Annotated in this window: 21 protein-coding genes and 1 riboswitch; all 21 genes read right to left on the bottom strand. The window is 51.7% G+C overall.

The window, feature by feature from the left end; genetic code table 11:
* Positions 1 to 101: 101 nt before the first annotated feature.
* Positions 102 to 1,520 (bottom strand): D-alanyl-D-alanine carboxypeptidase family protein, encoded by a 1,419-nt coding sequence (locus tag DXD12_RS01815; protein ID WP_118637148.1) that lies wholly within the window; start codon positions 1,518 to 1,520, stop codon positions 102 to 104.
* A gap of 405 nt (positions 1,521 to 1,925) precedes the next feature.
* Positions 1,926 to 2,912, bottom strand: a complete 987-nt coding sequence (locus DXD12_RS01810) for a diaminopimelate dehydrogenase (protein ID WP_118637146.1) — start codon at positions 2,910 to 2,912, stop codon at positions 1,926 to 1,928.
* 181 nt (positions 2,913 to 3,093) lie between these two features.
* Positions 3,094 to 4,959 (bottom strand): ABC transporter ATP-binding protein, encoded by a 1,866-nt coding sequence (locus DXD12_RS01805; RefSeq protein WP_118482126.1) that lies wholly within the window; start codon positions 4,957 to 4,959, stop codon positions 3,094 to 3,096.
* Positions 4,956 to 6,638, bottom strand: coding sequence for an ABC transporter ATP-binding protein (locus tag DXD12_RS01800; protein WP_107000415.1), 1,683 nt, complete (start codon positions 6,636 to 6,638; stop codon positions 4,956 to 4,958). The genes DXD12_RS01805 and DXD12_RS01800 overlap by 4 nt, the downstream gene beginning before the upstream one ends.
* A gap of 105 nt (positions 6,639 to 6,743) precedes the next feature.
* A complete protein-coding gene (locus DXD12_RS01795) occupies positions 6,744 to 9,971 on the bottom strand; it encodes an SNF2 helicase associated domain-containing protein (protein WP_118637144.1) in 3,228 nt (1,075 codons plus the stop codon).
* A 22-nt stretch (positions 9,972 to 9,993) separates the two neighbouring features.
* Positions 9,994 to 11,763, bottom strand: coding sequence for an arginine--tRNA ligase (argS, locus tag DXD12_RS01790; RefSeq protein ID WP_022358738.1), 1,770 nt, complete (start codon positions 11,761 to 11,763; stop codon positions 9,994 to 9,996).
* 196 nt (positions 11,764 to 11,959) lie between these two features.
* Positions 11,960 to 12,736 carry a peptidoglycan recognition family protein gene (locus DXD12_RS01785; RefSeq protein ID WP_118490748.1) on the bottom strand — a complete coding sequence of 259 codons (777 nt, stop codon included), beginning with the start codon at positions 12,734 to 12,736 and terminating at the stop codon, positions 11,960 to 11,962.
* 305 nt (positions 12,737 to 13,041) lie between these two features.
* Positions 13,042 to 13,599, bottom strand: coding sequence for an elongation factor P (efp, locus tag DXD12_RS01780; RefSeq protein WP_022358740.1), 558 nt, complete (start codon positions 13,597 to 13,599; stop codon positions 13,042 to 13,044).
* Positions 13,600 to 13,669: 70 nt separating this feature from the next.
* Positions 13,670 to 13,801 (bottom strand): hypothetical protein, encoded by a 132-nt coding sequence (locus DXD12_RS15750; protein ID WP_270228417.1) that lies wholly within the window; start codon positions 13,799 to 13,801, stop codon positions 13,670 to 13,672.
* A 36-nt stretch (positions 13,802 to 13,837) separates the two neighbouring features.
* A complete protein-coding gene (locus DXD12_RS01775) occupies positions 13,838 to 14,353 on the bottom strand; it encodes a YqeG family HAD IIIA-type phosphatase (protein ID WP_107000417.1) in 516 nt (171 codons plus the stop codon).
* On the bottom strand, positions 14,353 to 14,850 hold the full coding sequence (gene nrdR, locus DXD12_RS01770; protein WP_118637142.1) for a transcriptional regulator NrdR: 498 nt from the start codon (positions 14,848 to 14,850) through the stop codon (positions 14,353 to 14,355). The genes DXD12_RS01775 and nrdR overlap by 1 nt, the downstream gene beginning before the upstream one ends.
* Positions 14,851 to 15,113: 263 nt before the next feature.
* A complete protein-coding gene (locus DXD12_RS01765; protein WP_118637140.1) occupies positions 15,114 to 15,362 on the bottom strand; it encodes a YlmC/YmxH family sporulation protein in 249 nt (82 codons plus the stop codon).
* Positions 15,363 to 15,449: 87 nt separating this feature from the next.
* Positions 15,450 to 16,373, bottom strand: a complete 924-nt coding sequence (locus tag DXD12_RS01760) for a hypothetical protein (protein ID WP_118637512.1) — start codon at positions 16,371 to 16,373, stop codon at positions 15,450 to 15,452.
* Positions 16,374 to 16,378: 5 nt separating this feature from the next.
* Complete coding sequence (locus tag DXD12_RS01755; protein ID WP_118293199.1) at positions 16,379 to 17,608, bottom strand: sirohydrochlorin cobaltochelatase; 1,230 nt, start codon at positions 17,606 to 17,608, stop codon at positions 16,379 to 16,381.
* Between the two features lie 41 nt (positions 17,609 to 17,649).
* Positions 17,650 to 17,827, bottom strand: a riboswitch (cobalamin riboswitch).
* A 297-nt stretch (positions 17,828 to 18,124) separates the two neighbouring features.
* Complete coding sequence (locus DXD12_RS01750) at positions 18,125 to 18,886, bottom strand: hypothetical protein (protein ID WP_147353105.1); 762 nt, start codon at positions 18,884 to 18,886, stop codon at positions 18,125 to 18,127.
* A 199-nt stretch (positions 18,887 to 19,085) separates the two neighbouring features.
* A complete protein-coding gene (gene cmk / locus DXD12_RS01745) occupies positions 19,086 to 19,763 on the bottom strand; it encodes a (d)CMP kinase (RefSeq protein WP_118468709.1) in 678 nt (225 codons plus the stop codon).
* 23 nt (positions 19,764 to 19,786) lie between these two features.
* Positions 19,787 to 21,052, bottom strand: a complete 1,266-nt coding sequence (locus DXD12_RS01740) for an NAD(P)/FAD-dependent oxidoreductase (protein WP_107000000.1) — start codon at positions 21,050 to 21,052, stop codon at positions 19,787 to 19,789.
* Positions 21,053 to 21,089: 37 nt separating this feature from the next.
* A complete protein-coding gene (locus DXD12_RS01735; protein WP_227589675.1) occupies positions 21,090 to 21,506 on the bottom strand; it encodes a VOC family protein in 417 nt (138 codons plus the stop codon).
* Between the two features lie 177 nt (positions 21,507 to 21,683).
* Positions 21,684 to 23,192, bottom strand: coding sequence for a polyphosphate:AMP phosphotransferase (gene pap / locus DXD12_RS01730; RefSeq protein WP_117795621.1), 1,509 nt, complete (start codon positions 23,190 to 23,192; stop codon positions 21,684 to 21,686).
* 52 nt (positions 23,193 to 23,244) lie between these two features.
* The gene (locus tag DXD12_RS01725; RefSeq protein ID WP_117795623.1) at positions 23,245 to 23,745 is read right to left on the bottom strand and encodes a DUF3783 domain-containing protein; all 501 of its coding nucleotides are present in this window, start codon (positions 23,743 to 23,745) and stop codon (positions 23,245 to 23,247) included.
* Positions 23,746 to 23,979: 234 nt separating this feature from the next.
* Positions 23,980 to 25,083, bottom strand: coding sequence for a hypothetical protein (locus tag DXD12_RS01720; RefSeq protein ID WP_118637138.1), 1,104 nt, complete (start codon positions 25,081 to 25,083; stop codon positions 23,980 to 23,982).
* Positions 25,084 to 25,257: the final 174 nt, after the last annotated feature.

Raw genomic sequence — 25,257 nt, 5'->3', positions numbered from 1 at the left:
CATCTGCCAGCTGTGCCGCCGGTCTTTTTGCGGCCGCAGAGCTGTGAAAAACGGAGCCGCCCCGGTCTTTTCTGCCGGTCGGCTCCGTTTTATGCTCTTCTTTATTTCTGAATCCAGACACCATTCGCATCGACTCTATATCCGTCCGGTGTCGTTCCATTGACAAACAATGCTCCGTCAGCACTCACATAATACCAGTATCCATTCGTCTGAATCCAGCGGCTCTTCGCCATAGCCCCGCTTTCGGTATAATAATGCCAGGAGCCGTTTACCATCTGCCAGTCACGCGCCATCCACGCATCTGCATGGAAATAGTATGTCTCCCCCTTGATCAGGAGACTCTCATTTGCCGCGTAGGTTCCGTTTGCTTTCAGGTATTTCCATTCATTTCCAAACTGCTGCCACGCACCGTCGCCCTGAGCAGCTGCATTGCCAGATCCAGAGCTACCCGGTCCGCCCTGACTGCCGGAAGACGAGGTATTTGTGCTGGTCGTATTGCCGGACGGCTTGCTGGAATTTGACGTACTGTTGTTCGCCGCATCCGATACCGAGGTGTTCGTGCCAGCCGGTGTGCCGGATGCGCTTCCCGCCACTGCAAAACCATAGTCCAGCAGCTTCTTCGTATCGTCATAATGGGTCTGCGAACTCTTTAAAATAACTGCAATCAGGCGCACGCCATTTCGCTCTGCACACGTTACCAGCGTGTTGCCTGCCAGGGAGGTATAACCGGTCTTTCCGCCTATGATTCCCTCATAGTACTGGGAATTTGCCGGATTGAGCATCTTATGTCCCATCGTAAGCGTCCGCACCGTCGGCACGCTGGCAGTCGCCGGGAAATCGTAATGCAGGGTCGATGCAACCTGACGCACCGTCGCATTATTGAATGCAGCATTTGCAATCAGCGCCATATCATGTGCGGTTGTAAAATGGTTCGCATTGTTCAGACCATTCGGGTTTGCAAAATGCGTATGCGTGCATCCTAAGGACGCTGCCTTCTCATTCATCTTATCCGCAAACGCGCTGACACTGCCGGACACATGCTCCGCCAGTCCGTTTGCCACCTCATTTGCCGATTTTAAAAGCAGACCATAGAGACAGTCCTTAACCGTAAAGGTATCACCCGCCTTGACCTGCAGCGTCACCGCGCCCGATTCCAGATTCGAAACTGCCGTCTGGGAAAAGGTTACCGTATCACTCAGATTACAGTTTTCCGCTACCAGAAGCGCCGTCATCAGCTTCGTGATGCTGGCTGGATAATACTGCGTATCCGCATTCTTGGAAAACAGGAACTGGTTGTGCGTCGCATCATAGAGCACTGCGCCCTGCGCTGCCACCGTCGGCTGAGCTGCATTCTGTGAAGTAACCGTTGCTCCCGAAGGAACTGCGCCGGAGACCGTGCCTCCTGCCGCCTGTCCCGGACCGGTCGCCCCGTCTGTCGCAGCAAATGCAGTCCATGACACAGACATCACAAGTGCCATTCCCAGGCAGAGGGAACGCACGGATTTTTTCCATTTATTCATCGTATATTGTCCTTCCTGTATGTATTTTCGCTTTTCTCCTACCCGCCAGCTCTCGCAAACGTAAAGTTACGTTCACTCATTGCGCGGACTTTAACGGATTTTGCCAGTGCTGCGCAGGTACAAATCATGCAAATCTGTCTTACATTTTACTTCATTTTAAGCGACAATACAAGTTGAAAGGAAAATTTGAAATTATTACAATTTTATTACAAAAACAGGTAGCCGAAGGACATTCAGATCCTCCAGCTACCGCTTGATTCTTTTTGTATCTTCTCTTTAAATCGTTGACCAGCTTCACCGGTTTCCAGTTAACGCCGTCTTTGCATACGCCGTGCGTCACAGAATCCATCTTGTCATGCAGATCTTCTGCATTCCAGACGCTTTCTATTTTTATTTAATAAATTTTTACAGATACTTCTTCCGCAGATCTGCCCCACTCTCTGCCGACAGATACGCCGGTGCCACATCAAAGACGGTCTTGCAGCCCTTCTGGCCTTCCTGGTTCATCTTGTATGCCGCGCGTGCGTATGCCACGATGATGGAGGAAGTAAATTCCGGGTTGGAATCCAGCTTTAAGCTGTACTCGATGATATGGTGGTTCTCTTTGTTCCAGCCGGTCTTACCGCTGCGGAGTACAAAACCACCGTGCGGGAGACGGTTGTGATCGCGTTTCAGTTCTTCTTCGGTGATGAAATGAACCGTTGTGTCATAATCAGAAAAGTAGTTCGGCATGGTCTTGATCTCATTCTCGATCTTTGCCTGATCCGCTCCCTCTTCTGCCACAACAAAGCACTCTCTGGTGTGTTTTTCGCGGGTGGTCAGCTCTGGGCTGCTGCCGCTTCTGACTGCCTCCAGTGCACTCTCAACTGGGATTGTGTACTGTCTGGCATCCTTGACGCCCTTGATCCGGCGGATCGCATCGGAATGTCCCTGGCTGACGCCCTTGCCCCAGAATGTATAATTTTCGCCCTCCGGCAGGCATGCAGCTGCATAGAGACGGTTCAGGGAGAACATACCCGGATCCCAGCCAACGGAGATGATGCCAACCTTTCCGGATTTCTGTGCGGACTCATCGACTGCTGCGAAATGCTCTGGAATCTTTGCATGGGTATCGAAGCTGTCCACTACGTTAAACCACTGTGCATATTTCGGGGTCTGGACCGGCAGATCCGTAGCCGAACCGCCGCAGAGAATCAAAACGTCGATCTCGTCTTTCTTCGCCTCTGCCTCATTTACATGATAAACCGGTACGCCCTCGGTCAGGATCTTGACCGTTTCCGGCGCACGCCGTGTAAATACTGCTTTCAGTTCCATATCCGGATTCTGGCGGATCGCACACTCCACGCCGCGTCCCAGATTTCCATATCCTAAAATTCCAACTCGGATACTCATAGATATTCCTCCTAACGGTACAAAATTTGCCACGGATCCGGCTCTATTTTCCAGCTTACGTGATCCGATTTTACTTAAAAATTTCAAGTGTTCCCATTATACACTAGATCCATCCGTTTTTCAATATAGGTGAGTTCACGCGTACAGGAAACAAATTCTCATTTAATTCTCAACGAAAGCCTTATTCCAGCTCCTTCATTCCGGTATACAGCTCAAAATACCGCCCTTTCTGCGCCAGCAGATCTTCATGGTCGCCGCGCTCAATGATCTGCCCGTGCTCCAGCACCATGATCGCATTGGCGTTGCGGACTGTCGAAAGCCGGTGGGCGATGACAAAGGTCGTCCGGTCCGCCATCAGCCGGTCCATGCCGTGCTCGATGTGCTTCTCCGTCCGCGTATCGACCGAACTCGTCGCCTCATCCAGAATCAGGATCGGTGCTTTAGAAACTGCTGCCCGCGCAATGTTTAATAGCTGGCGCTGTCCCTGGCTTAAGTTTGCACCGTCGCCCTCCAGCATCGTGTCATACCCATCCGGCAGACGCATGATAAAGGAATGCGCCGATGCCGTTTTTGCCGCCTCAACAACTTCTTCATCCGTGGCATCCAGCCGCCCGTATCGAATATTTTCCCGTACCGTGCCGGTAAAAAGATGCGTATCCTGCAGAACCATCGCGATATTTTCCCGCAGCTCCTTCCGGTGCATCCGGCGGACATCGACGCCGTCCACCGTGATCGAGCCGCCCTGTATATCATAAAAACGGTTGATCAGATTCGTGATCGTCGTTTTTCCGGCTCCCGTCGAGCCGACAAAGGCGATCTTCTGTCCCGGCTTCGCATAGAGCGAAATATCCTTCAAAATCACCTGCCCAGGCTCATAGCCGAAAGTCACATGGTCAAGCACCACCTCACCGCGGATCGGCGCGATCGAAACCGCATCCGACGCATCTGCCGCCTCTGGTTCCGCATCCAGCACTGTAAACACGCGCTCCGCGCCTGCCAGCGCCGAAAATACGTTTCCAACCTGCATGGAAAGCTCGTTGATCGGTCTGGAAAATTGCCGCGAAAAACCTAAAAATACGGTCAGTCCACCGACATCAAAGTTCCGGAACACACAGAGCAGACCGCCAATGCAGGCTGTCAGTCCATAATTTAACTGGCTTAAATTGTTCATGACCGGTCCCATCACACCGCCGAAAAACTGCGCCCGGATCTGTTTTTCTTTCAGATCCGCATTGAGCCATCCAAATTCTTCCTCTGCGATCTCCTCATGGCAGAATACCTTGACGACCTTCTGCCCCTGCACGGTCTCCTCAATATAGCCGTTCATCGCGCCAAGCGCCGCCTGCTGGGCAGAGAAATATTTCTGGCTCCGTCCGGCAACAAATTTACCGGCACGCAGCATCACCGGCATCATGGCAAGCGTAATCACCGTCAGCCACACGTTCGTGTAAATCATCAGCACCAGCGTTCCCACAATACTGAGTGCGCCGGATAAAAGCTGCACCAGCGTACTGCTGAGCATCATGCCGATCGTATCCACATCGTTTGTAAAACGGCTCATCAGATCGCCGTTGCTGCCGGTATCATAAAACCGAAGCGGAAGCGTCTGCATATGGTTAAACAGCTCTTCCCGCAGCCGCTGCAGCGCGTTTTGCGCCACCTGCAGCATGATGCGCGACTGCATATAGGCAGCGGCAACGCTGACTAAATAAACCGCTCCCATCACGCACAGGGAACGGAACAGCCCCGCCACATCGCCCCGGCTGCCATCTAAAGGCACAATATACCGGTTGATGATCGGGCGCAGCATATAGGCGCCCGCCAGATTTGTCACCGTCCCCAGGATCACACAGAAAAAGGCGACTGTCATCGCCATCCGGTCGCGTTTTAAGTATGAAAGCAGGCGCAGCATCGTCTGACCGCCCGCCTTGGGCTTTCCGCCCTTCATGACCGCCATCCGTTCCGGTCCCCGGCGGCGTTTCGGCGCGTCGGCTATGCGGCTGCCATATCGGCGTTTCAGGCTTTCAATCTGTTTTTCATCCATCATGCCATCCCCTCCCCGTCTGCCCGTTTTCCATATTGCGTCTCATAGATCTCCCGGTACGCCTCACAGGATGCCAGCAGCTTCTCCTGCGTTCCCTCTCCGATAATCCTGCCGTCCTCAAGGACGAGAATCCGATCCGCGTATTCCAGCGAACTCAGCCGCTGTGCGATAATAAATTTCGTCGTATCTTTCAAATCTTCCCGGAATGCCGTCCGGATCGCCGCCTCCGTTGCCGTATCGACCGCACTGGTGCTGTCGTCGAGAATCAGGATCTTCGGCTTCTTTAAGAGTGCCCTTGCGATGCACAGCCGTTGTTTCTGACCGCCAGATACATTGACGCCGCCCTGTCCCATCTCCGTTTTGTAGCCTTCGGCAAACGAATTCACAAAGGAATCTGCCTGCGCATACACTGCTGCCCGCCGCACTTCTTCCTCCGTCGCCGTCTCATCACCCCAGCGCAGGTTTTCCTCGATCGTGCCGGAAAACAGGACGTTTTTCTGTAAAACCATGCCAACGCCGTCCCGGAGATTTTTCAGGGAATACTCCCGCACATCGATACCATCCACCCGCACACTCCCCTCTGTCACATCATAGAGGCGGGGAATCAGCTGTACCAGCGACGTTTTTCCGCTTCCGGTCGCACCGAGGATGCCGATCGTCTCTCCCGGCTCTGCCGTCAGGCTGATGTGGGATAGAACCGGCTCACCGCCTTCGCGGTATGAAAAGGAAACATCCTTAAATTCCACGCGTCCTTTCTCAACCTTCCGGTCCTTCTGTGATGCATTTTCATCGCTCAGATCAATCGGCTCATCCAGCACCTCATCGATTCGCCGGATGGACGCCATCGCGCGGGAACTCTGCAAAAATACCATTGAGAGCATCATAAGTGACATCAGAATCTGTACAATGTAGGTCGTAAATGCCGTCAGATCCCCGACCGCCATCCGTCCGCCGATAATCAGGTTTCCGCCGAACCAGACAACTGCCAGTGTCGTCACATTCATCGCGAACATCATGACCGGCATCGTCGCAATTACGATCTTCAGCGCCCGCAGCCCTGCCTCCTTGAGCTCCCGGTTCGTGTCGGCAAACCGCTTTTCCTCGTAGTCTTCCCGCACAAAGGATTTCACCACCCGCACGTTCGTCAGCACCTCCTGGATGCCGCTATTGAGCGTATCCAGCGCTTTCTGCATGGCTGTAAACCGCGGGTAGGCAGTCCGTAGGATCCAGACGATCGCCGCCGTCAGAAGCGGAATCACCACCAGGATGACAGCTGCCAGTTCCGCATTCATCCAGAATGCCATCACAAGCGCCCCCAGGAACATGCCCGGCGCGCGCAGCATCATCCGAAGTCCCATCATAATCAGGTTCTGTACCTGCTGGATATCGTTCGTCAGACGGGTTACCAGCGATCCCGTGCTGAACGTATCGATATTTTTAAATGAAAACTGCTGCACTCTGGCAAATAAGTCGCGGCGCAGATCGCTGGTAAAGGAAATCGACGCCTTCGCTGCAAAATATGCCCCCAGAATGCCGCCTGCCGCCATCAAAAAGGAGGTAATCGCCATCACAAGTCCCATTTTGAGAATGTATCCGCCGTCTTTCTGCGCCACGCCATGGTTAATAATCATCGACATAAATTTGGGCAGCAGAATCTCACCCAGCACCTCCGTTACCATCATGAGCGGTCCCAGAATAAAGGCGCTCTTATATGGCAGTATATATGATTTGTATCGTTTCCATTGCTTCACGCTTTTTCCTCCTGCCCGTTATTTCTGCAAATTTTTTTATGGATTCTGTTCAAACAGCTCCATCAGTTCATTCTGGCTCAAATCGCCCAGTGAAACCATTCCCTCTGAAACCACCTGCGCCGCCAGCGCAAGTTTCGCATTCTGCAGCTTCAAAAGATTTTCTTCTATCGTATCCTTTAAGATCAGTTTGTATACCGTGACCGGCTTTTCCTGCCCGATCCGGTACGCGCGGTCGGTCGCCTGGTTCTGCGCTGCCACATTCCACCACGGATCGTAATGAATCACGATATCCGCCGCCGTCAGGTTGAGTCCCGTTCCCCCGGCTTTCAGGGAAATAAGGAACACCGGAACCTCATCCGAGGCAAACGCCTGCACCATCCGGCTGCGTTCTTCCTTCGGGGTCGCGCCGACCAGAAGATGGGACGAAATGCCCTCCTGTAAAAGACGTTCCCGAATCCGCTCCAGCATCGAGGCAAACTGGGAAAAGAGCAGGATCTTATGTCCCGCCGCAGACGCCGATGCGATCAGCGAAACACAGGTTTCCAGCTTCGCCGATTCCCCCGTATAATCTTCAAAACAGAGTGCCGGATCGCAGCAGATCTGGCGCAGCCGCATGAGCTGGGAAAGCACTTCCAATTTCCCATTACCCGACCACGCGCCGCCAGCCAGCGCCTCTTTCAGTTTCAACGCCGACGCCGTATAAAGCTTCTGCTGCCGCCCAGACGCCGCTGAATAAACGATCCTCTCTTCCTTGCCCGGAAGCTCCCGCAGCACATCCTTTTTCAAGCGGCGCAGGACAAACGGTCCCGTCATCCGCCGCAATGCCGTCAATGCTTCCGGATCCTGATTTTTCACGATTGGCAGCTCATACCGCTCACGAAACTTCCGGTAACTGTATAAAAATCCCGGCATCAGGAAATCAAAAATGCTCCAAAGCTCGCTGAGCCGGTTTTCCACCGGCGTTCCCGTCAGGGCGAAACGGACATTCGCCGAAATCTCCTTTACCGCCTTCGCTCCCTGTGTCTTTGCATTTTTAATGACCTGCGCCTCGTCAATAATCTCATATTCAAACGTGCGTCCCAGATACGCTGCCCGATCCCGTTTCAACAGATCATAGGACGTGATGATCACCTGCGCCCTCTCAGACGCCTCCATCCGCATCTGCTCCTCCAGCTGTTCCTGCCGTTCTTTCGCCGTCCCGGCAATCAGAAGCACGCGGATCTCCGGCGAAAACCGGGCAAATTCCTGTCCCCAGTTGTAGACGAGCGACGCCGGGCAGACGATCAAAGACGGAAGAGGTAATTCTGACCCACTGCCTTCATTTCCAGCCGCTTTCTGCTCGGTTTTTTCCTGATAAAATGCCGTCAGAAGCGCAATCACCTGCAGCGTTTTTCCCAGTCCCATATCATCTGCCAGGATCCCGCCGAAATGATACCGCGCCAGCGTCCGCATCCACGTATATCCGATCTTCTGGTATTCCCTCAGCGTCTTTTCCAGCACCGCCGGAACCGCATAGCTGACACTCTGCGCCGTTTTTAGATCGCGCACCATCATCCCGTAGGCTTCATCCCGCTGAAACAGTTTCATCCTGCCGTCGCCCGAGAGACTGTCCAGATAAAAAGCACGGTAGGCAGGTATCTTCGCCTCCCCCGCCTGAAATTCACTCTTTGTCAGTCCCAGATCCGCAGTCAGGCTGTCAAGCGCCTGCAGGCCGCCGCCCGAGAGCTGCAAAAATTCGCCATTTTTCATGCGGTAATATTTCTTTTTTTGGCGGTATTCACTGAGTACCTGCAAAAGCTCCGCCGGGTCGATTCCCGCCGTCTCAATCTTCAGATCCAGCCAGCCGCCTCCAAGAGAAACCCCCATCGACACTTCCGGCGGAGGCAGGACGCGCAGATGGCGGACAGACTCTGACAGCCATACCTCGCCCACCTCCTGAAACTGCGTCATTCCCTCGCTCAGAACCTGGTACAGCGCTTCTTCATCCCCGCGGATCACCAGCTCGCCGCTCTCATCCTCCCAGTAAGAGAAGTACCGCGTGATCAGGCGGCTGATATAAAATTCCGCCGGTACATCCCGGCAGATCTCCCGCGGAACATGCTCGTCCGCCAGCGGCGAAAACGTAAAATCTCCGTAGGAAAGCGTCGGACGCAGACGCAGCTCGTCCGGCGAATCACTGTCAAACTCAAACCGGGCTTTCAACGCCTCTGGGCGGTATTTCTCCCAATCGATCTCCGGGCTCTGCAAGATCCCAAGTGCCTCCATGCCTTCCAGCACCCGCGCATAAAAGAGCGGAATATCCCGGCTTCCAACCAGCAGCTCCCGCTTCTCTTTCCGGCTTCCGCACTCTCTTCCGCCCTGTTCCATCTGCTCCAGAAAAACGCCCATCGTTTCTGTATACAGTTCACTGCATCCAAACAGATGCAATCCATCTGCCACATACAGACGCTGTTCTCCCCGGAACGAAGTTAGAGCCGATGGAATCGTAACCGCAATTCCATCGCCCATTGCTTCCACCTCCACCGGGAAACGCGGATCCTTGCGCTCAACCCGGCACACACGTTCAGCACCTTTCTCGTCCTCCGTCTGGACTTCTTTTCCCTCTAAAAGATCAAACAGCCGATCCCTCGCTGCAGATCCCAGCGTTAACGCCCGCATCACCGGAAGCGGCAGCCCCGCATGACCGCGCATCTCCTCATAATGGCGTATGTAGGCGTCCGCCTCCTCCAGCAGAAGATCTAAAAATGGGCGGCTTTCCGGCGCAAAGGCAGACGGGACGTGTTCAAACGCCATGCCTTTTCCGTATTCCACCCGTTTTCCGCTGTGAACCGCCTGTGCAAATTCCAGCAGGTTTTTCACAATATACCGTTTTTCCCGTCCGATCCGTGCCTCCAAAAGCACTTCGCCGCGCCGGATCTGTAAATAGGGATGCAGATAGACCGGTTCCCGCTCTTCCTCGCCCAGAATCCGCGCTACTTCCCGGTTCGTGTACTCCCGGATCATCATCCGGATCTCCGGCGAAGTCGAAACCGGCGGTGTATGCTCGGCTTTCTGCTGGCGGGCAAACGCCTCCTGAAGCGCTTTTGCATGCACGCAGGGACCCCGGAATGAATTTCCCTCCGCACAAGAACAAGAGTAGTCATAGATCTGACTACCCTTGATAAAAATTCTTGTCTGATATACCTTTGTCTCATCCTCAATCTGTCCCTGTACCCGTACTTCGCCCTTCCAGAAGGTATCTACGGACATTTTTATTATTTTCATGAGGATTCCTCCATATTACAGATTACATGTGTTCCGGCGATTCCATTCCGAGCAGATCCATACAGGTATCCAGCACCCGCTTGGTCAGCGTGATCAGGCTGATAAAGGCTGCCTGCTTCGCTGCGTCCTCCTCGGAGAGGATCTTATTTTCCAGATAGAATGCATTGAACGCATCCGCCACTGCCGCCATGTATTGGCAGAGCTTATGCGGCGCCGTCTCGTAGAATGCAGATTCTGTCACCTCGCCGAAACGGCAAAGCGCCATCTGAAGTGCTTTCTCTGTCTCGCTCTCAGCCGGACGGATCGGAACCACTTTAGCATCCGCACCGCGCAGTTCCTTGTATTTCTCCAGAATGGACTTGATGCGGACGATCATATACTGGATATGTGGACCTGTATTTCCCTCGAAGGAAATAAAGCGGTCTACATCGAAAATGTAATCTTTGGTCGCCTGATTCGAAAGATCGGCATATTTAAGTGCCGCCAGACCGACAATCTCCGCCGTGCGTGTCATCTCGTCCGCCGGAACCTTCTGCTTCTCCTGAATCTTCTCATATACCTTCTCATCGATATTCTTGATCAGGTGCTCCAGACGCATAACACCGCCCTCACGTGTCTTGAACGGACCACCGTCCTTGCCGTTCATCGTACCGAAGCCCAAGAAGATCATCGGCGTATCTTCTTTGACGATGCCCGCCTTCTTCGCCACACGGAATACCTGGATAAAATGAAGCTCCTGGCGCTTGTCTACGACGTAAATGTAGCGGTCCGGATGGAAATCCTGCTCACGTTCGATGATCGTCGCCAGATCGGAAGTCGCATACAGCGCCGCACCATCGGATTTGCGGACGATACAAGGCGGATATTCCTTCGCATCCCCTTCCTGTGCGATATCGACAACCAGCGCGCCATCGCTCTCATAGGCAAGACCTTTTTTCTGTAAATCCTCGATCAGTCCCGGAATATATGGCTGCGCATCGCTCTCGCCCTTCCAAAGGTCGAACGATACATTTAAATTGCCATAGTTCTTTTTCAGATCCTTCAAGGACACGTTCATGATGTGCTTCCAGATCGCATGGAACGGTGCATAGCCACTCTGCAGTTTGAAGGTTGCCTGCTGTGCCCGCTCACGGAATGCCGCATCTACCTTGGATTTCGCGCTCGCTGCCGGATAGATATCCTCCAGCTCGGAAATCGTAAACGGCGGCTCCGACGGATACTCGCCGGTATAATCCGGGTCAAAATATACCAGATCCGGCTGACGGTCATGCAGCTCCTCGATGATCAGTCCCATCTGCAATCCCCAGTCACCCAGATGCACATCGCTGATGACATGGTGTCCCATATAGCGGCTGATGCGCTTGATGCTCTCTCCGATGACCGCAGAACGTAAGTGTCCGACATGCAGCGGTTTTGCTACATTGGCTCCGCCGTAATCGATGATGATCGTCTCCGGCTTCTTAGCTGCGTTGAGTCCCAGCTTTTCATCCTCTGCCACCTGCTGTACATAGGATGCCAGGTAGCACGGATTCAGGCGGATATTGATAAATCCAGGCATCACGGCGTTGATCTCAGAAAACATCTTGCTTCCGGCTGTCTTTTCCACCACCTCATTGGCAATATCGATCGGTTTCTTTTTATACGCTTTGGCAGCTGCCATCGCGCCGTTACACTGATACTCGCAGAGATCCGGGCGGTTTGATACCGTTACGCGGATGTACTTCTCATCGTACCCGCAGCCGGTAAACGCCGGTTTCAGTTCTTCCACGATCAAATCTAAAATCGTTTTCATACTAGATTCCCTTTCATAATTTATATCGCATATTTTCAAGAATGCCTCTGCATTCTTGTTGCGAGATGCGCGTCATGCAAAGCATGACATATTTCTTTTGCGCATCTTAAGCAATCCTGCCGGAGGCTATATCAGATGGGAGCCCCACTCCCACCACTGATACTAATTTGCTCCTCGCCACCTGAAGAGGTGGGAGTCATCTCTCATCTGATATATCCTTCCGCATTGCCTTTTTCACATCCTTGCGGAACTGCTTCCAGGCATCCTCATGATCCACGAAATACTTCGGGCACGCCTTTCCAGTTACGTCATAATGACGGATCACGTCCTTCGGACTTAAATCGAGCTGTTTGCACAGCCATGCGGTCAGTTTTACCAGCGAGTCATACGTCTCGTCTGTGAACTTTCCGTCCGCCGCCGGATGGCAGCACTCGATTGAAACGGTGTCCGCATTCCTCTCATTGGAGGCATATGCCTTCTCCCCGACCGGAACGCACTCGATGATCTCGCCGTCCAGACCGATCACGAAATTGCTGCTGACGGAAACAGTGTTACTGCCGCTCTGATCTTTCAATCCCTCAAAATAATCATGGTTCTGCTGTGCCGTCGTCCCAGGATTTGCCACATAGTGAATCACGATCCCGTTGATGACCGGGATATTCGTCCCCGGTCTGGAATATCGGTTGACCGTGAGAAGCTGCTCATCAACCCAGTTTGGCATCTCGATCGTGGACGGATCGATCAGCTTGCGGATCATTTTCCCGCGCAGCGTCCAGCCTGTTCCCGCACCCAGGAGGAAAATAAGCAGACACAAAAACAGCCGCATCATCACACGGCGCTTCTTCTGCTGCCTCGTCCGCTCCCGGCGGATTGCCGTCTGCCTGCCGGATGTACGCCTCTTCCTGCCACCAGATCTGCGCCCCGGCTCATCCTCTTCCCCCAGACGCAGACGGTCTTCTCTTCCGTTCTCCATATTTATCACTCCCCATGAGCACCGTTCGCTCCGAACCCGCTCTCTGAGATGAACCAACGGACGCGTCATAGACGCCTCCCCGATATGTTAAGCAAAAAAACTGTTGTAAAATCTCGACGTTTCCTCCGGATCTTACAACAGTTTCTCTGCTTGCTACTGTTCATGCGCTGCATAACCAGCAAAGGAAAATGCCTGCCACAAACAGTAATCTCTGTTTCCAGTCAGAAACCTGTCAGTGACACGACTGCCTCCCCACAAGGGTACAAACGGTATCGTGAAGACCTTTCTGACGTATATGTTATAACTTAGACTCTGGACAGATATTCACCAGTACGTGTATCGATCTTGATCTTATCGCCCTGGTTTACGAATAACGGTACATATACAGTAGCGCCAGTCTCTACAACTGCCGGTTTGGTAGCGCCTGTAGCGGTATCGCCCTTGAAGCCCGGCTCTGTATCTGTGATCTCAAGCTCTACGAACAGCGGCGGTTCTACGGAGAATACCTTGCCGTTGTAAGAACAGATCTTGCACATCTCGTTCTCTTTTACGAACTTGAGTGCGTCGCCGATTGTCTCCTGGTTTAAAGCTACCTGCTCATATGTGTTTACATCCATGAAGTTGTATAAGTCGCCATCGGAATACAGATACTGCATATCAACTCTGTCGATTCTGGCAGACGGGAACTTCTCGGTCGGACGGAAGGTTTTCTCTACAACGCCGCCATTCATTACGTTCTTAATTTTAGTACGAACGAACGCAGCTCCCTTTCCCGGTTTTACGTGCTGAAATTCCATGATCTGGTATACGTTGCCATCAATCTCCAGTGTGATGCCGTTTCTAAAATCGCCCGCTGATATCATAAATGATGCTCCTCCTTGAAAATACTCGCTTTATCTTTTTTATTTTATACTATAAAATCCTCTTTTTCAACTACTTTTTTGAAAACACAGGGCACATCATGTCAATTCCGCCCCTTATTTTTCTAAAATTGCCGATATTTTTTCTGAAAACAACTGATTTTCCACCGTTTCCGGCACTCCTGTCAGCATCCAGTTCTGCCACTTGGCAAGCTCTTTCAAACCGTTCAAAAACACCCAACTACAAACTTCCGCTATTTTTTTCCTGTCTTCTCACATAGAACCACAGGACAATTTTCTCCAGATACCGCTTTAACACGATCTGGATCTCTTCCTTCGGATTGATCGGCTTTACAAGAATCGAATAGATGCCTGTCCGCCTCGCCCCATACACATCCGTAAAGAGCTGATCCCCGACAAACATCGTCGAGCGCTCGCCCGTTCCCATCCGGCGCATCGCCTGCCTGTATCCGCTGCGCTTCGGTTTTCTGCCCTTGTAAATATAATCCGAACCTACCTGTCCGGCAAACGGGGCGACCCGCGCCTCCTTATTATTCGAGAGCAGACAGGTGTGGAACCCGATCGCCCGCAAACGTTCAAACAGCTGTACTGCCCGCTCGTCCGCCGGGGCACCGTGCGGCACCAGCGTATTGTCAATATCAAATATGATACCCCGCATTCCCTTCTGGTAAAACTGCTCATACGGGATATCATACGCAGAATCCAGCCATTCATCCGGATAAAACGCATTTCCCATCATCTGGTCTCTTCCCCGTTCTTTCTAGACTCATACGACGGCACATTCCGCTGCTGTATCTTCTGCAGTTCCTCCATAAATGTATCGACGTCTTTAAACTCCCGGTATACCGATGCAAACCGCACATAGGTAACCACATCCAGATCCTTTAACCGCTCCATCACAAGTTCCCCGATCACCGCGGTCGAGATCTCCCGTTCTTCCCGGTTAAATAAATTGTTTTCCACATCGTCGATCAACGCCGAAATCTGTCCCGGAGAGACTGGGCGCTTGTGGCAGGAATGCAGGATTCCTGCCTCTATCTTCGCCCGGTCGTACATCTCCCGGGTATTATCCTTTTTGACAACCATCAGAGGGATTGTCTCAAGTTTTTCATATGTGGTAAAACGCTTTCCACAAGTCTCGCACTGTCTCCGGCGTCTGATAGAACTGTTGTCATCCGCAGGCCGTGAATCGATTACTTTCGTGTCAGCCGCGTTGCAAAATGGACACTTCAATCGCTCTTCCCCTTTTCTGGTTTTATTGATATGCCCCCGCCAGGTTTTCATAACATATCATACTTATTATAATATCGCAGGAAGTGCGCTTCTGCAAGCAGAAGTTTTCCGTTACTCCTTCTTTATTCGTTACTGTTCACACATGCGTGAACAGTAACGGAATTTGCCGTGGCTTCGCATTCAAATACGGCAAATTCCTGCTGCCACCACGTTTTCTTACGGCACTTTCGGTTCCAAAAGTGCCTACCCGTGAACAGTAATCTTTATTCCTTCTTTTTCTCTTCTTTCAGCCTCACCAGAATAATGTCATCCCCTATCTGGCAGATGTCGCAGAATGGAATTATGTACTCTTTTTCCCGCCCCAGAAAGCCCCAGACACAGCCCGGTCCCGGCACGATGATCGCAAGCATTTTTCCCGTGCTGATGTCAAAATCGACGTCGCCCACAAAACCAAGGCGCTTGCAATCTTTTACATTTATAACTTCCCGCTGTTTGAGTTCACAGATACGCATAGACATAAACCTCCCGGATCCTTCTGTAATCAAAATATGTACAAAAGGACCGGGAGGTTCTTCCTGGACAGGTATTTTTATCTACTTTTATTTCGTAACTTCTGATAACGTCACGCTGTCAAAATGCAACGTATAATCAATCAGATGCGGCTGGCTCATCGCCACCGTCAAGGCACTGACCGCTACATCCTCATCCAGCGTTACCGGAATCTGGAACTCGGAATTGCCCTCGGTCTGGATCGGACCATACTGCACGTCATCCACCAGCATATACTCATAGTTCGGGCTGCTCCAGACAATATCGGCAGTCACCTTTCCATCCTTGACGATAATGGTCGCCGGGCTGTCCACCGATGCTCTGCCGGAACCTCCCTGCAGGGTTACCTCACAGGTATAAGTGCCGTCTGCCACATCTGCAGTCTGCCCTGTCGGTTTCTGGGCATCTGCCGCATCATCGCTATTCTCCGTCTCGGATGATGCCGCTTCCGCGTCCTCTGCCTCTCCGGAAACCGGATTTTCTACCCTTACTTTGTGGTCGTACCAGGTGCCCTTCTTACCAATCAGAGCCAGGTCAAATTCTTCTCCGAGCGCCGGAACCGGCACATCGAAGCCGTTGACCTCCTCGCTCAGACCGTCGCTGTAAGTAACCGTGTCCACGGTTGGCTGCAGCCAACCGGCTTCATCTTCCTTTGCCTCGTCCGCAGTACCCAGATACAGGTTCACGATATTTTTCGAGGTCAGGCTGATATGAAGTGTCGCCTCGCCATCCTTGACCGTCAGGACACCTTTTCCATTTTTCGATTCATTGACCTTGAACATACTGCTGTCCGTCTTAAAATCGACGGTGTAGACGCCGTCTGCAAGGTCAATGCTGCTCTTTTGATCGGCATTCTCGGTTTCTGCGCTCTCTGTCTGCGCCACGGTGTCAGCTGCGTCCTGTTTCTGTCCTCCGCACGCTCCGAGAAAAGCGGCAGCAAGCAGAAGCGCCGCTAAATTTAATTTCTTTTTCATATACATTATTTCACAATAGAATCAATGGCTGTCCGTGTATGAGCAACATAGAAGGATTCTACTGCTTTAATTCTGCCCAGACCGGAAATCTGAGTATCTACCTTGTCAAATGCACCTGATGCCTCAAACTGGCTCTTCCAGGAATCCTCGTCATCGCCTGCCATGTCGTTGTTTGCGTGATCACCTGCAACTACCATCAGCGGACGAAGAACGACATTCTTATAACCTGCTGCCTTCACTGCCTCGATAACAGACTCACAGGAGGTCTCTTCCGGCTCGCCCTCTACGGTACCGATAAATACATTGCTATATCCAAGATTCTGCATCTGGGTCTGCATCTGGCTGTAGGTTACCTTTGCAACGTGTGCGGTACCATGCCCCATCAGAACGAATGCAGTTCCCTGATCGGCTGCGTCAGCTGCATCTTTAAAACCAGCTTCCGAAGCTTCTTCTGCTACAACTGCTTTTGCAACTGCCTCTTTATCTGCATTGATAACGGTTGCATCGTCGCCAACCTCACCCAACAGCGGCTCTGCGACAGCTATCTGCTCGAATTTATCCTGATACTTCTCGAGCGCCTCAACCATCTCGTCATACTCAGCACCGTGCATGAGGTGGGTCGGCTGGACAACCAGCTCTTTAACTCCGTTCTCCACGGCGCGCTCCAGTGCCTGATCCATATTGTCGATGCACTCGCCGTCACGAGCCTCAACGTGGTTGATAATGATCTGTGCGGTAAATGCACGGCGGACTGCCCAATCCGGGAATGCATCCTGGATGGAATCCTCGATACTCTTGATATCTTTCACACGGCTGTCGTTGAAGGAAGTACCAAAGCTGACTACCAGGATCTCCTTGTCGCCAATCTCATCCTGATTGCGCGGATCGTCCAGGCTCGCGTCGCCGGTATCACGACCAAAATAATCTGGATCTGCGTTCTCGCCTTCTACCAGCTCCTTCTGCTCGTCAGTCAGGGCATCCCATGCCTCTTTGGCTGCCTTGCACTGCTCATCCGTGTCATCGGTGCGCTCCTGTACATAGATGTCATCGATCAGCTTTGCCACCTTATCTGCTGCTTCCTGATCGGAATCGGCACTCTCAGCTGCCTCGGTCTCTGCCTCAGAAGCCGCCTCCGTCGAGGTTGCCTGGCTGGATGTACTGCCGCCGCAGGCTCCAAGCAATACGGACATCGTAACTGCCGCTGCACTTACAACTACTTTTTTGTTTTTTCTCATGTTTTCCTCCTTGTGTGACTCGCACAAAAATAGTTTTAACCGATATGTTCACGACAGCCGGCAGGTTTCCTGGCTTTCGGGTCATCATGCACGCCGCGCCTTCTCACTTTCGCAATGGCATCTGCGGCGCCACTCTCCGGTTCACAGTGACGAGATCGCACAGGTTTTGCACCTGTTTCCCTTTTACCCCCTGTCCACGCCTGCCAATCCGAGCAATCTGACTGATCTGGCACAAACAGCGGCACCCACTGCCCATATCAGCTTGTTTCATTATAGATGGGGTATGTTTAAAAGTCAATTTATCCCGGAAATTATATTGAAAAAGAATGTGCCTTGGCACATTCTCGCGCCGAGCGCGGTCGCTTGCGACATGTTTCTGCTTCGCGCGAGTGCGCATCATTGGCACGTTAGTGCCTTTTTGTGTAACAGGGAGTTCCAAGGAATTTCCTGTTACACAAAAAAGCACCTCTCATCCGGATAAAAGGTGCTCTCCTCCTCTTAATGATTTTATATTTTTTATGGCATAAATTTCCGGTAAATCGAAATAATTTTCTCATTCTTCACCGTCACAGCCGTGTTGTATGGCTTAAACTCCCCGATCAGCCGATCACGGATCGCGAATAATTCTTCCGCGGTATACACCTGCGGCGGTGTATCCGGGTCAGAATCATCTGTCAGGACAAAGTTCTCATCCATCTGCAGCGTAACCTCTCCCAGCTTATGGTAACTTCTCCCGACTGCCATCTCCGAGCCATAAAAGGAATCCTCCTCTACCATTCTCAGCTCTTCTCCCCCCTGTGCCGGACCGCCATTGATCTCGATCCGCCCAGACTCCTGTCGGTCAATCGAAGTAATGAGACATTCTTTCCCATCGATAAGCAGCGTATCTCCCGCCTGCAGTTCATCGATATCTGCCTTATGAAAATGCTCATAGTCATAGACCGTCAATGTGATGATAACATTGCTTTCATCCTGATGGATCTGCTGCGGTTTGAACCCAGCTGCAAAGGTACAGTTGTCAAAATGCGTCATATTGAGGGTTTCCCGGACTGGTTCAACCGTGAGCGGTTCCGTCCGCTCAGTTTCCTGCGTTTTATCCCGTTTGGGCTGCTCCTGCGCCTGATCATTTTCAGCCACAGCCTCACGGATCGCCCCCTGGCTCTCCTCATCGACAGCCCCTTCCTGTGTGGCTGTCTCCGATGCCACGCCCGCACAGGCGGTCATCCATACACTCATCCCAAGTGCTGCGGCGATCCATGTTTGTTTCAATCGTCTCATGTTTGCTGCCGCCCCTTTTCGGCTTCTCCTTTTTCCTGGCATTTTCGTAACTGTTCAGTACCTTCACAGTCACGCGCAAAAATCCACCAAAAATTGCCTACGGCAATGGGATTTTTGCCTGCTGGCCCATGTTTTCGTACGGTCAGCGCAGTAAATGCGCAGACCTACTGAACTGTTACACATTTTCTAAATTAAAGTCTTACGCCTGCTTTTTCTTTGCCGCCTCAACCAGCTTCTCCATCTCCCGCATTACTTCTTCAAAATTCAACGCAGAAGTATCCAGTAAAATGGCGTCCTCCGCCTGCTTGAGAGGCGACAATTCCCGGTGCATATCGCGGTAATCGCGCTCGATGATATCCTGCTCGATCGCCTCCAGGGAACAGCTTTCCCCGCGTTCGGTCAGCTCTTTATAACGGCGTTCAGCTCTCACATGACTGCTCGCGGTCAGATATACTTTCAGGGTCGCATCCGGCAGAACCGCCGTTCCGATATCCCGGCCATCCATCACGACATCCCGGCGTCCGGCTAATTCACGCTGCAGCTCCACCAGTTTTTTGCGGACCGGCGCATAGACAGAGGTATTCGAAGCCATATTTCCAACCGCCTCCGTCCGAAGCTCGCTGCTGACATTCTCCCCATTTAAATAAACCTGCTGGATCCCATTTTCATATTCCAGTGAAATGGAAACCGTCTCACAGGCGCGTCCGATCGCCGCCTCATCATGGCTGTCGATGCCCTGGCGCAGAAAATACAATGCCATCGCCCGGTACATCGCCCCCGTATCTACATAAATATATCCATAATCTTCTGCCAGCTTCTTTGCCACTGTGCTCTTCCCAGCCCCGGCTGGTCCATCAATCGCTATATTAATCGGCATTTTGTTTCCCCTTTTTCATATCGTTATAATTCATGATTTTCCGCTGCGCTCCGTCCTGCCAGCACACCGGTCGACCACGCAATTTGTAAGTTGTAGCCGCCCGTGACTGCATCGAGATCCAGCACTTCCCCTGCAAAATAAAGCCCTGGAAGCTTCTTCGACTCCATCGTGGATGGATTAACTTCTTTTACCGTCACACCGCCCTGGGTAATGATCGCCTCATTGAAACCTCGCAGCCCGGTCAGCGTCAGGGTAAAATGCTTTGTCACCTCCGCCAGCCGTCTCCTCTCTTCCCTCGTCACGGCGTTGACCTGCTTGTCCGGCTCAATGCCGCTGCGGCGAATTATGACCGGTATCAGTTTTGATGGGTACAGATGGTTCAGCGCATTTTTAAACTGTTTATTCTTCTCCGCCTCAAAATCGCGCAGAATCCGCGCATCGAGCTGTTCCATGGAAAGCGCCGGTTTCAGATCGATCATCAGAGTCAGCGGAGCCTTTTTCAGTTTTTTCGCCGCATAACTGCTGGCACTCAAGAGTACCGGACCCGAAACGCCGTAATGGGTAAACAGCATCTCACCAAATTCACGGTAAACCTCTTTCTTTCCATTTAAAACAGCAGCTTCCACGTTCCGCAGGGAGAGTCCCTGCAGCTCCTTCACATCTTCCTTCGTCTCAAACGGAACAAGCGCCGGCGAAAGTTCCGTTACCTTGTGCCCTGCTGCCTCCGCAAACCGGTAACCATCGCCGGTTGAGCCGGTCGTCGGGTAGGACAAACCGCCCGTCGCCACGATCACTGCATCCGCAGCTATGTAGGAGTCCTTTTTCCCACGCTCATTACCGCCCTGCGCCAGAATCACACCTTTTAATACACCATCCTCCAGCCACAGTTCCCGGACTCCCTGATTCAATTCTACTTTCACGCGCAGCTCCCGCAGCCGTCTTGCAAGCGCCGATGTCACATCCGACGCCCGGTCAGACACCGGAAAGACACGGTTGCCGCGCTCCACCTTAACATGACAGCCGTTCGCCTCCAGAAAATCCTTCATATCCTGATTGGTAAAACCATAAAATGCACTGTACAAAAAGCGGCTGTTTGTCACAACACTGTCAAACAGACCCTCCATATCACAGTCATTCGTCACATTGCAGCGCCCTTTTCCCGTGATATAGATTTTCTTTCCCAGTTTCTCATTCTTTTCATAGATCGTTACCGCGCAGCCATTTTCCGCCGCCGCAATCGCAGCCGCCATACCGGCTGCCCCGCCGCCGATCACGATTATTTTTTTCATATTGCTATCCTTTTCGTTTTTATATCGCCTGATGCTATCAATCCTGTACCAGGTGGATCGCAAATCCGCCGACTTCTTCTTTAAAATAGGCGAAAATACAGCGCCCCTGCTCATCAAAGCGCTTCGTCTCTTCCCGAAGCGTCATACCGCGGTTCACAAAGTATCGGATCGCCGCCTCGCAATCATTTACGCCAAAGCCAATATGGCCGTAGGTTCCGTGGCTCTCCACCTTCATATTTTCCGTCAGGTCACCGCTGAACACAGCTTTCTCCGTCTCGCGCGGCATCAGCCCCATCAGGCGCGCCAGTGTCTCAGCAACCTCCCAGGCCTCGTCTTCCGATTTTGTATTGATTCCCACGTGTTTTACGTGCATATGAAATAATTCCATCGGGGTTGGATCCCCCGCATGCTCTGCCATAAATGCTAGTGTGCGCTCTTTTGCTGTCTGCTCCATTTTGTCCGCTTCCTTTCTATCGCTACACTTAACGCAAAGTTACACAAATGTTTGTGTTTTTCAAAATTGCCGTCTTTTTCTTTAAATATTGATTTTACTGTATCTTACGAAGAATTGCAACCGCGCTTCTTCATATTTCCACACATGATTACCAAATCGGCCGTCCGCTTCTTTCTATCACTTACGCAGCTTTTTTACCTCACGGATCTTCTCCTCCATCGCCTCCACAACCGTTTCCAGCACCTTGACGCGCGCGAAATATTTGGAATTTCCTTCTATGATCGTCCACGGGGCATAGGTAGTAGAGGTCCGCACCAGCATCTCATTGACTGCCTGCTCGTATGCGTCCCATTTTTCACGGTTGCGCCAGTCTTCGTCCGTGATCTTCCACTGTTTTGCCGGAGCCTCCATGCGCTCCTTAAAGCGGCGTTCCTGCTCATCTTTATCAATATGAATCCAGAATTTCACGATCACCGCGCCAAAATTCGCCATGTGCTCTTCCATCTCGTTGATTTCCTGATATGCCCGTTTCCAGTCCGCCTCACTGCAGAAGCCCTCGATCCGCTCCACCATCACGCGCCCGTACCAGGTGCGGTCGAAGATCGCAATATGCCCCGCTTTCGGCATCTCCCGCCAGAAACGCCACAGATAATGGTGTACCTTCTCCACATCATTCGGTGCCGCCGTCGGATTGACCTTGTAGCCGCGTGGATCCAGGTGGCTTGTCAGGCGCCGGATCGCACCGCCTTTTCCCGCCGCATCCCAGCCTTCAAAGCCGATCACCACCGGAATCCGCAGCCGGTACAGCTCGCCGTGCAGCACCTCCAGCTTTTTCTGCAGCTTATCCAGACGTTCCTTATATTCCTCGCGTGTCAGTGTTTTCGTCAGATCCACGCCGGAAAGCACGCCATTTTTAAACCGCTCATCTGGAAGTTTGACCGGCGGATGCACCGCCCCTTCCTCGCGTTCCATTCGGCGGCGGTTCAGCTCATACTCCAGCCGGTCTGTGACGGTGGATAAAATCTTGACTGCCGCATAATTTTTATCAGTCGCTTCCACGATCGTCCACGGCGCGTACCCGGTATCCGTCCGCTGCAGCATTTCCTCATTCATCTCCAGAAATGTATCGTAATCCTTGTTGCGCTTCCAGTCCGCCTCCGTCACACGCCACGCAGTCTCTTTGCTTTCTTCCAGCCGTTTAAAGCGCTTTTTCTGCTCGTCCCTGGAAATATACAGAAACAATTTGATCAGAATCATGCCGGAATCTGCCAGCTGCTTTTCAAATGAAAGGATATCCCGGAACGCCCCGTTTAGCTCCTGCCGCTTCGTCTCTTTGTCAAACCGGTCAACGGTAACCTTATCGTACCAACTCTTGTCAAAGATCATCATTCGCCCATCTTCCGGTGTCTTCGTCCAATACCGCCAGAGAAATGGACGCATCCGTTCCTCTTCTCCCGTCTCCCGGCTCGCATAAACATCAAAGCCGCGCGGATCCAGCGGCTGGATCAGGCGGTTGATCTGCGTTCCCTTACCGCCTGCCCCGAAGCCGTCAAATACGATGACAACCGGGATCTTTTCCGCCTTACAGGCGCGCTGCAATTCTCCCAGCTTCACATCCATCTCTTCCCGAAGCTTCTTGTAGTTTTCCTTATCCACTGATTTATTCAAATCTACTTTTTCCAGCATCTTTCCACCTCCACATCAAGCAGTAAAATGACCTTTCACCAATCCCATGGCATCACAATGCTTCGTCTTTACCTTTCCCCGTCATCATCTCATGCTCTTTTTTGATCTCTTCATATAATTGTACCGAATCCCACTTCATATTATACGGTGTCAGGACTGCTTTATAATCAATCCGTCCGACTCCCTTTTTTCGGAGTGCATAGATAAATGCATCGATCTGGGCGGAAGAAAAGCCTGCCATGATCGCCATCTCATCCGAGAAATCCATTTTCCTGGAAGAATCATTCTCCGGCACTTCTCGCTGCAGCCTCCCGTCTGCCTGTTTCTGCGCGGTCCCTTCTTTTTGCGTTTCCTCCCCGGCCTCTATTGCCTGTCCGGCTTCCCTGAGGACATCCTCATTCAGTCCTTTCACACCAGCCAGCACGCCCACCGGCAGCCCGTACTCCTCCTTTTTCACTGCCCTTAAACGGAATCCCAGCGGCATAAGCGCCTGCTGCACCTTCATTTTTCTTTTGGAATCAGTAAAATTATACAATAATACAGTTGGTTTCATCGTAATTTATCGATTCTCCTCTCTGTTTCTTATTCCCGCCTCATCAATTCTCCGGCTTCTCAATATGATTCTCTATTATATCCTTTTTCTCCCCTTCTGTGCAAGAAAAACAAAAAACAGCGGCATCAGCCACTTGCTTTCGCTCGTCCGCTGTCTGCCGCTGTCTGATTTTTATTTCATTTATGTATGTTTCCGCATTTCAGATTCTCTTCCGGTCTGCAGTCGGATATCTCCTTAGTGAAGAACACCATTTGCATCCGCTATCATACCGTTCGGAGCTACCATGTTCGTCCAGAGTGCTCCGCTATTCAGGTCAAACAGATACCATGCGCCATCGATGAACTGATAGCCTGTCTTTCTTGCACCGCGAGTGCCGTCGGATACCGGATTCAGATAATACTTGTACGGTCCAATCTGCTGCCAGCCGGTCAGCATCTTGCCTCTCGTACCATCGGATACCGGGTTTAAATAGAACCAGTTATTATCAGTATAGATCCAGTCTGTATCCATGAATCCGTTTGCATTCAGATGATACCACTCATTATCAACATATACCCAGTTGTTCTTAACCGGTACACCATTGATGTAGTAAGACCAGCCGTAAATGCTGTTTACCCACTGACCATTCGCATTTGCCGGAGTGGAACCACCAGAAGAATTATCGGTCGGAGGTGTACCTGTATACACATCTGAAGAATTCATATAATATTCATCGGACTCGTCACTCCACTCACCCTTATCGCTTCCGTCAACCGCGCGCACCTTAAAGGTATAATCGCCGGATTTCGTCATGTATGGGTAGAAATTGTAGCTTGTGCCTGTAGTTGTAACAGTCGTTACGGTAGAACTGTTGCGGTACAGTTTAACTTCATACTTGCTTGCATACGATACGCTGTCCCAGGTTGCGGTACGATTGCTCCAGCTAAGATCTTCGACCGTATCCAAATCGCCGTCAACAGCTGACATCGTAATCTTAACTTTCCACTCGCTCTTATCGCCAGATCGCTTCGTAACTTTGTAAGCCGACTTGGTTGCAGAAAGCTTTGTGCCGGATAACTGATAACCGTCCTTTGCCTCGATCGTCAGGTAGATGACCGGCTTATCACCTCTCTCCCACTCGCTGTCGTCATTGTCAAACTCCTGCTCGGTAATCTCAACATTACCCTTCGTAACTTGTACATCCGGATCCCCGATGCTGTCGCCCGCTTCCGGTTTCGCATTGACACGGAACTTAACTTCCGAGATCTTTTTGTCAGCCGCGTATGCCGGAATACTCATAGCCAGTGCCGCCATGATAGCAAGAGCGGAAACCGCCGCTGCCTTCAGGTTATGTCTCATATCCCATCCTCCTTTTTTAATGTACTCTCGCGTACAAACTCTTGTTTCCATTATAACAAACATATCTGCCTGCGTCAAAATAAACTGTCGGTATTTTCAAAATTTTTCCCTTGTTTTTTGAAGTAAATGTCTGCTTTCTGTTATTAACAGGATAGCACACTTTTATTACCTGAG

Source organism: Clostridium sp. TF11-13AC (assembly GCF_003481065.1).
In the GTDB taxonomy this organism is placed as follows: domain Bacteria; phylum Bacillota; class Clostridia; order Lachnospirales; family Lachnospiraceae; genus Otoolea; species Otoolea fessa.
This window is presented reverse-complemented; position numbering and strand designations above follow the sequence as displayed.

Excerpts from the sequence above, each read along its gene's own strand:
- DXD12_RS01815 (WP_118637148.1), bottom strand. The coding sequence starts at position 1,520 with ATGAATAAATGGAAAAAATCCGTGCGTTCCCTCTGCCTGGGAATGGCA.
- DXD12_RS01810 (WP_118637146.1), bottom strand. The coding sequence starts at position 2,912 with ATGAGTATCCGAGTTGGAATTTTAGGATATGGAAATCTGGGACGCGGC.
- DXD12_RS01805 (WP_118482126.1), bottom strand. The coding sequence starts at position 4,959 with ATGATGGATGAAAAACAGATTGAAAGCCTGAAACGCCGATATGGCAGC.
- DXD12_RS01800 (WP_107000415.1), bottom strand. The coding sequence starts at position 6,638 with ATGATGGTAACGGAGGTGCTGGGTGAGATTCTGCTGCCCAAATTTATG.
- DXD12_RS01795 (WP_118637144.1), bottom strand. The coding sequence starts at position 9,971 with ATGAAAATAATAAAAATGTCCGTAGATACCTTCTGGAAGGGCGAAGTA.
- argS (WP_022358738.1), bottom strand. The coding sequence starts at position 11,763 with ATGAAAACGATTTTAGATTTGATCGTGGAAGAACTGAAACCGGCGTTT.
- DXD12_RS01785 (WP_118490748.1), bottom strand. The coding sequence starts at position 12,736 with ATGGAGAACGGAAGAGAAGACCGTCTGCGTCTGGGGGAAGAGGATGAG.
- efp (WP_022358740.1), bottom strand. The coding sequence starts at position 13,599 with ATGATATCAGCGGGCGATTTTAGAAACGGCATCACACTGGAGATTGAT.
- DXD12_RS01775 (WP_107000417.1), bottom strand. The coding sequence starts at position 14,353 with ATGGGAAATGCGTTTTATCCGGATGAATGGCTGGATTCTGCGTATGAT.
- DXD12_RS01765 (WP_118637140.1), bottom strand. The coding sequence starts at position 15,362 with ATGCGTATCTGTGAACTCAAACAGCGGGAAGTTATAAATGTAAAAGAT.
- DXD12_RS01760 (WP_118637512.1), bottom strand. The coding sequence starts at position 16,373 with ATGAAAAAGAAATTAAATTTAGCGGCGCTTCTGCTTGCTGCCGCTTTT.
- DXD12_RS01755 (WP_118293199.1), bottom strand. The coding sequence starts at position 17,608 with ATGAGAAAAAACAAAAAAGTAGTTGTAAGTGCAGCGGCAGTTACGATG.
- DXD12_RS01750 (WP_147353105.1), bottom strand. The coding sequence starts at position 18,886 with ATGAGACGATTGAAACAAACATGGATCGCCGCAGCACTTGGGATGAGT.
- cmk (WP_118468709.1), bottom strand. The coding sequence starts at position 19,763 with ATGCCGATTAATATAGCGATTGATGGACCAGCCGGGGCTGGGAAGAGC.
- DXD12_RS01740 (WP_107000000.1), bottom strand. The coding sequence starts at position 21,052 with ATGAAAAAAATAATCGTGATCGGCGGCGGGGCAGCCGGTATGGCGGCT.
- DXD12_RS01735 (WP_227589675.1), bottom strand. The coding sequence starts at position 21,506 with ATGGAGCAGACAGCAAAAGAGCGCACACTAGCATTTATGGCAGAGCAT.
- pap (WP_117795621.1), bottom strand. The coding sequence starts at position 23,192 with ATGCTGGAAAAAGTAGATTTGAATAAATCAGTGGATAAGGAAAACTAC.
- DXD12_RS01725 (WP_117795623.1), bottom strand. The coding sequence starts at position 23,745 with ATGAAACCAACTGTATTATTGTATAATTTTACTGATTCCAAAAGAAAA.
- DXD12_RS01720 (WP_118637138.1), bottom strand. The coding sequence starts at position 25,083 with ATGAGACATAACCTGAAGGCAGCGGCGGTTTCCGCTCTTGCTATCATG.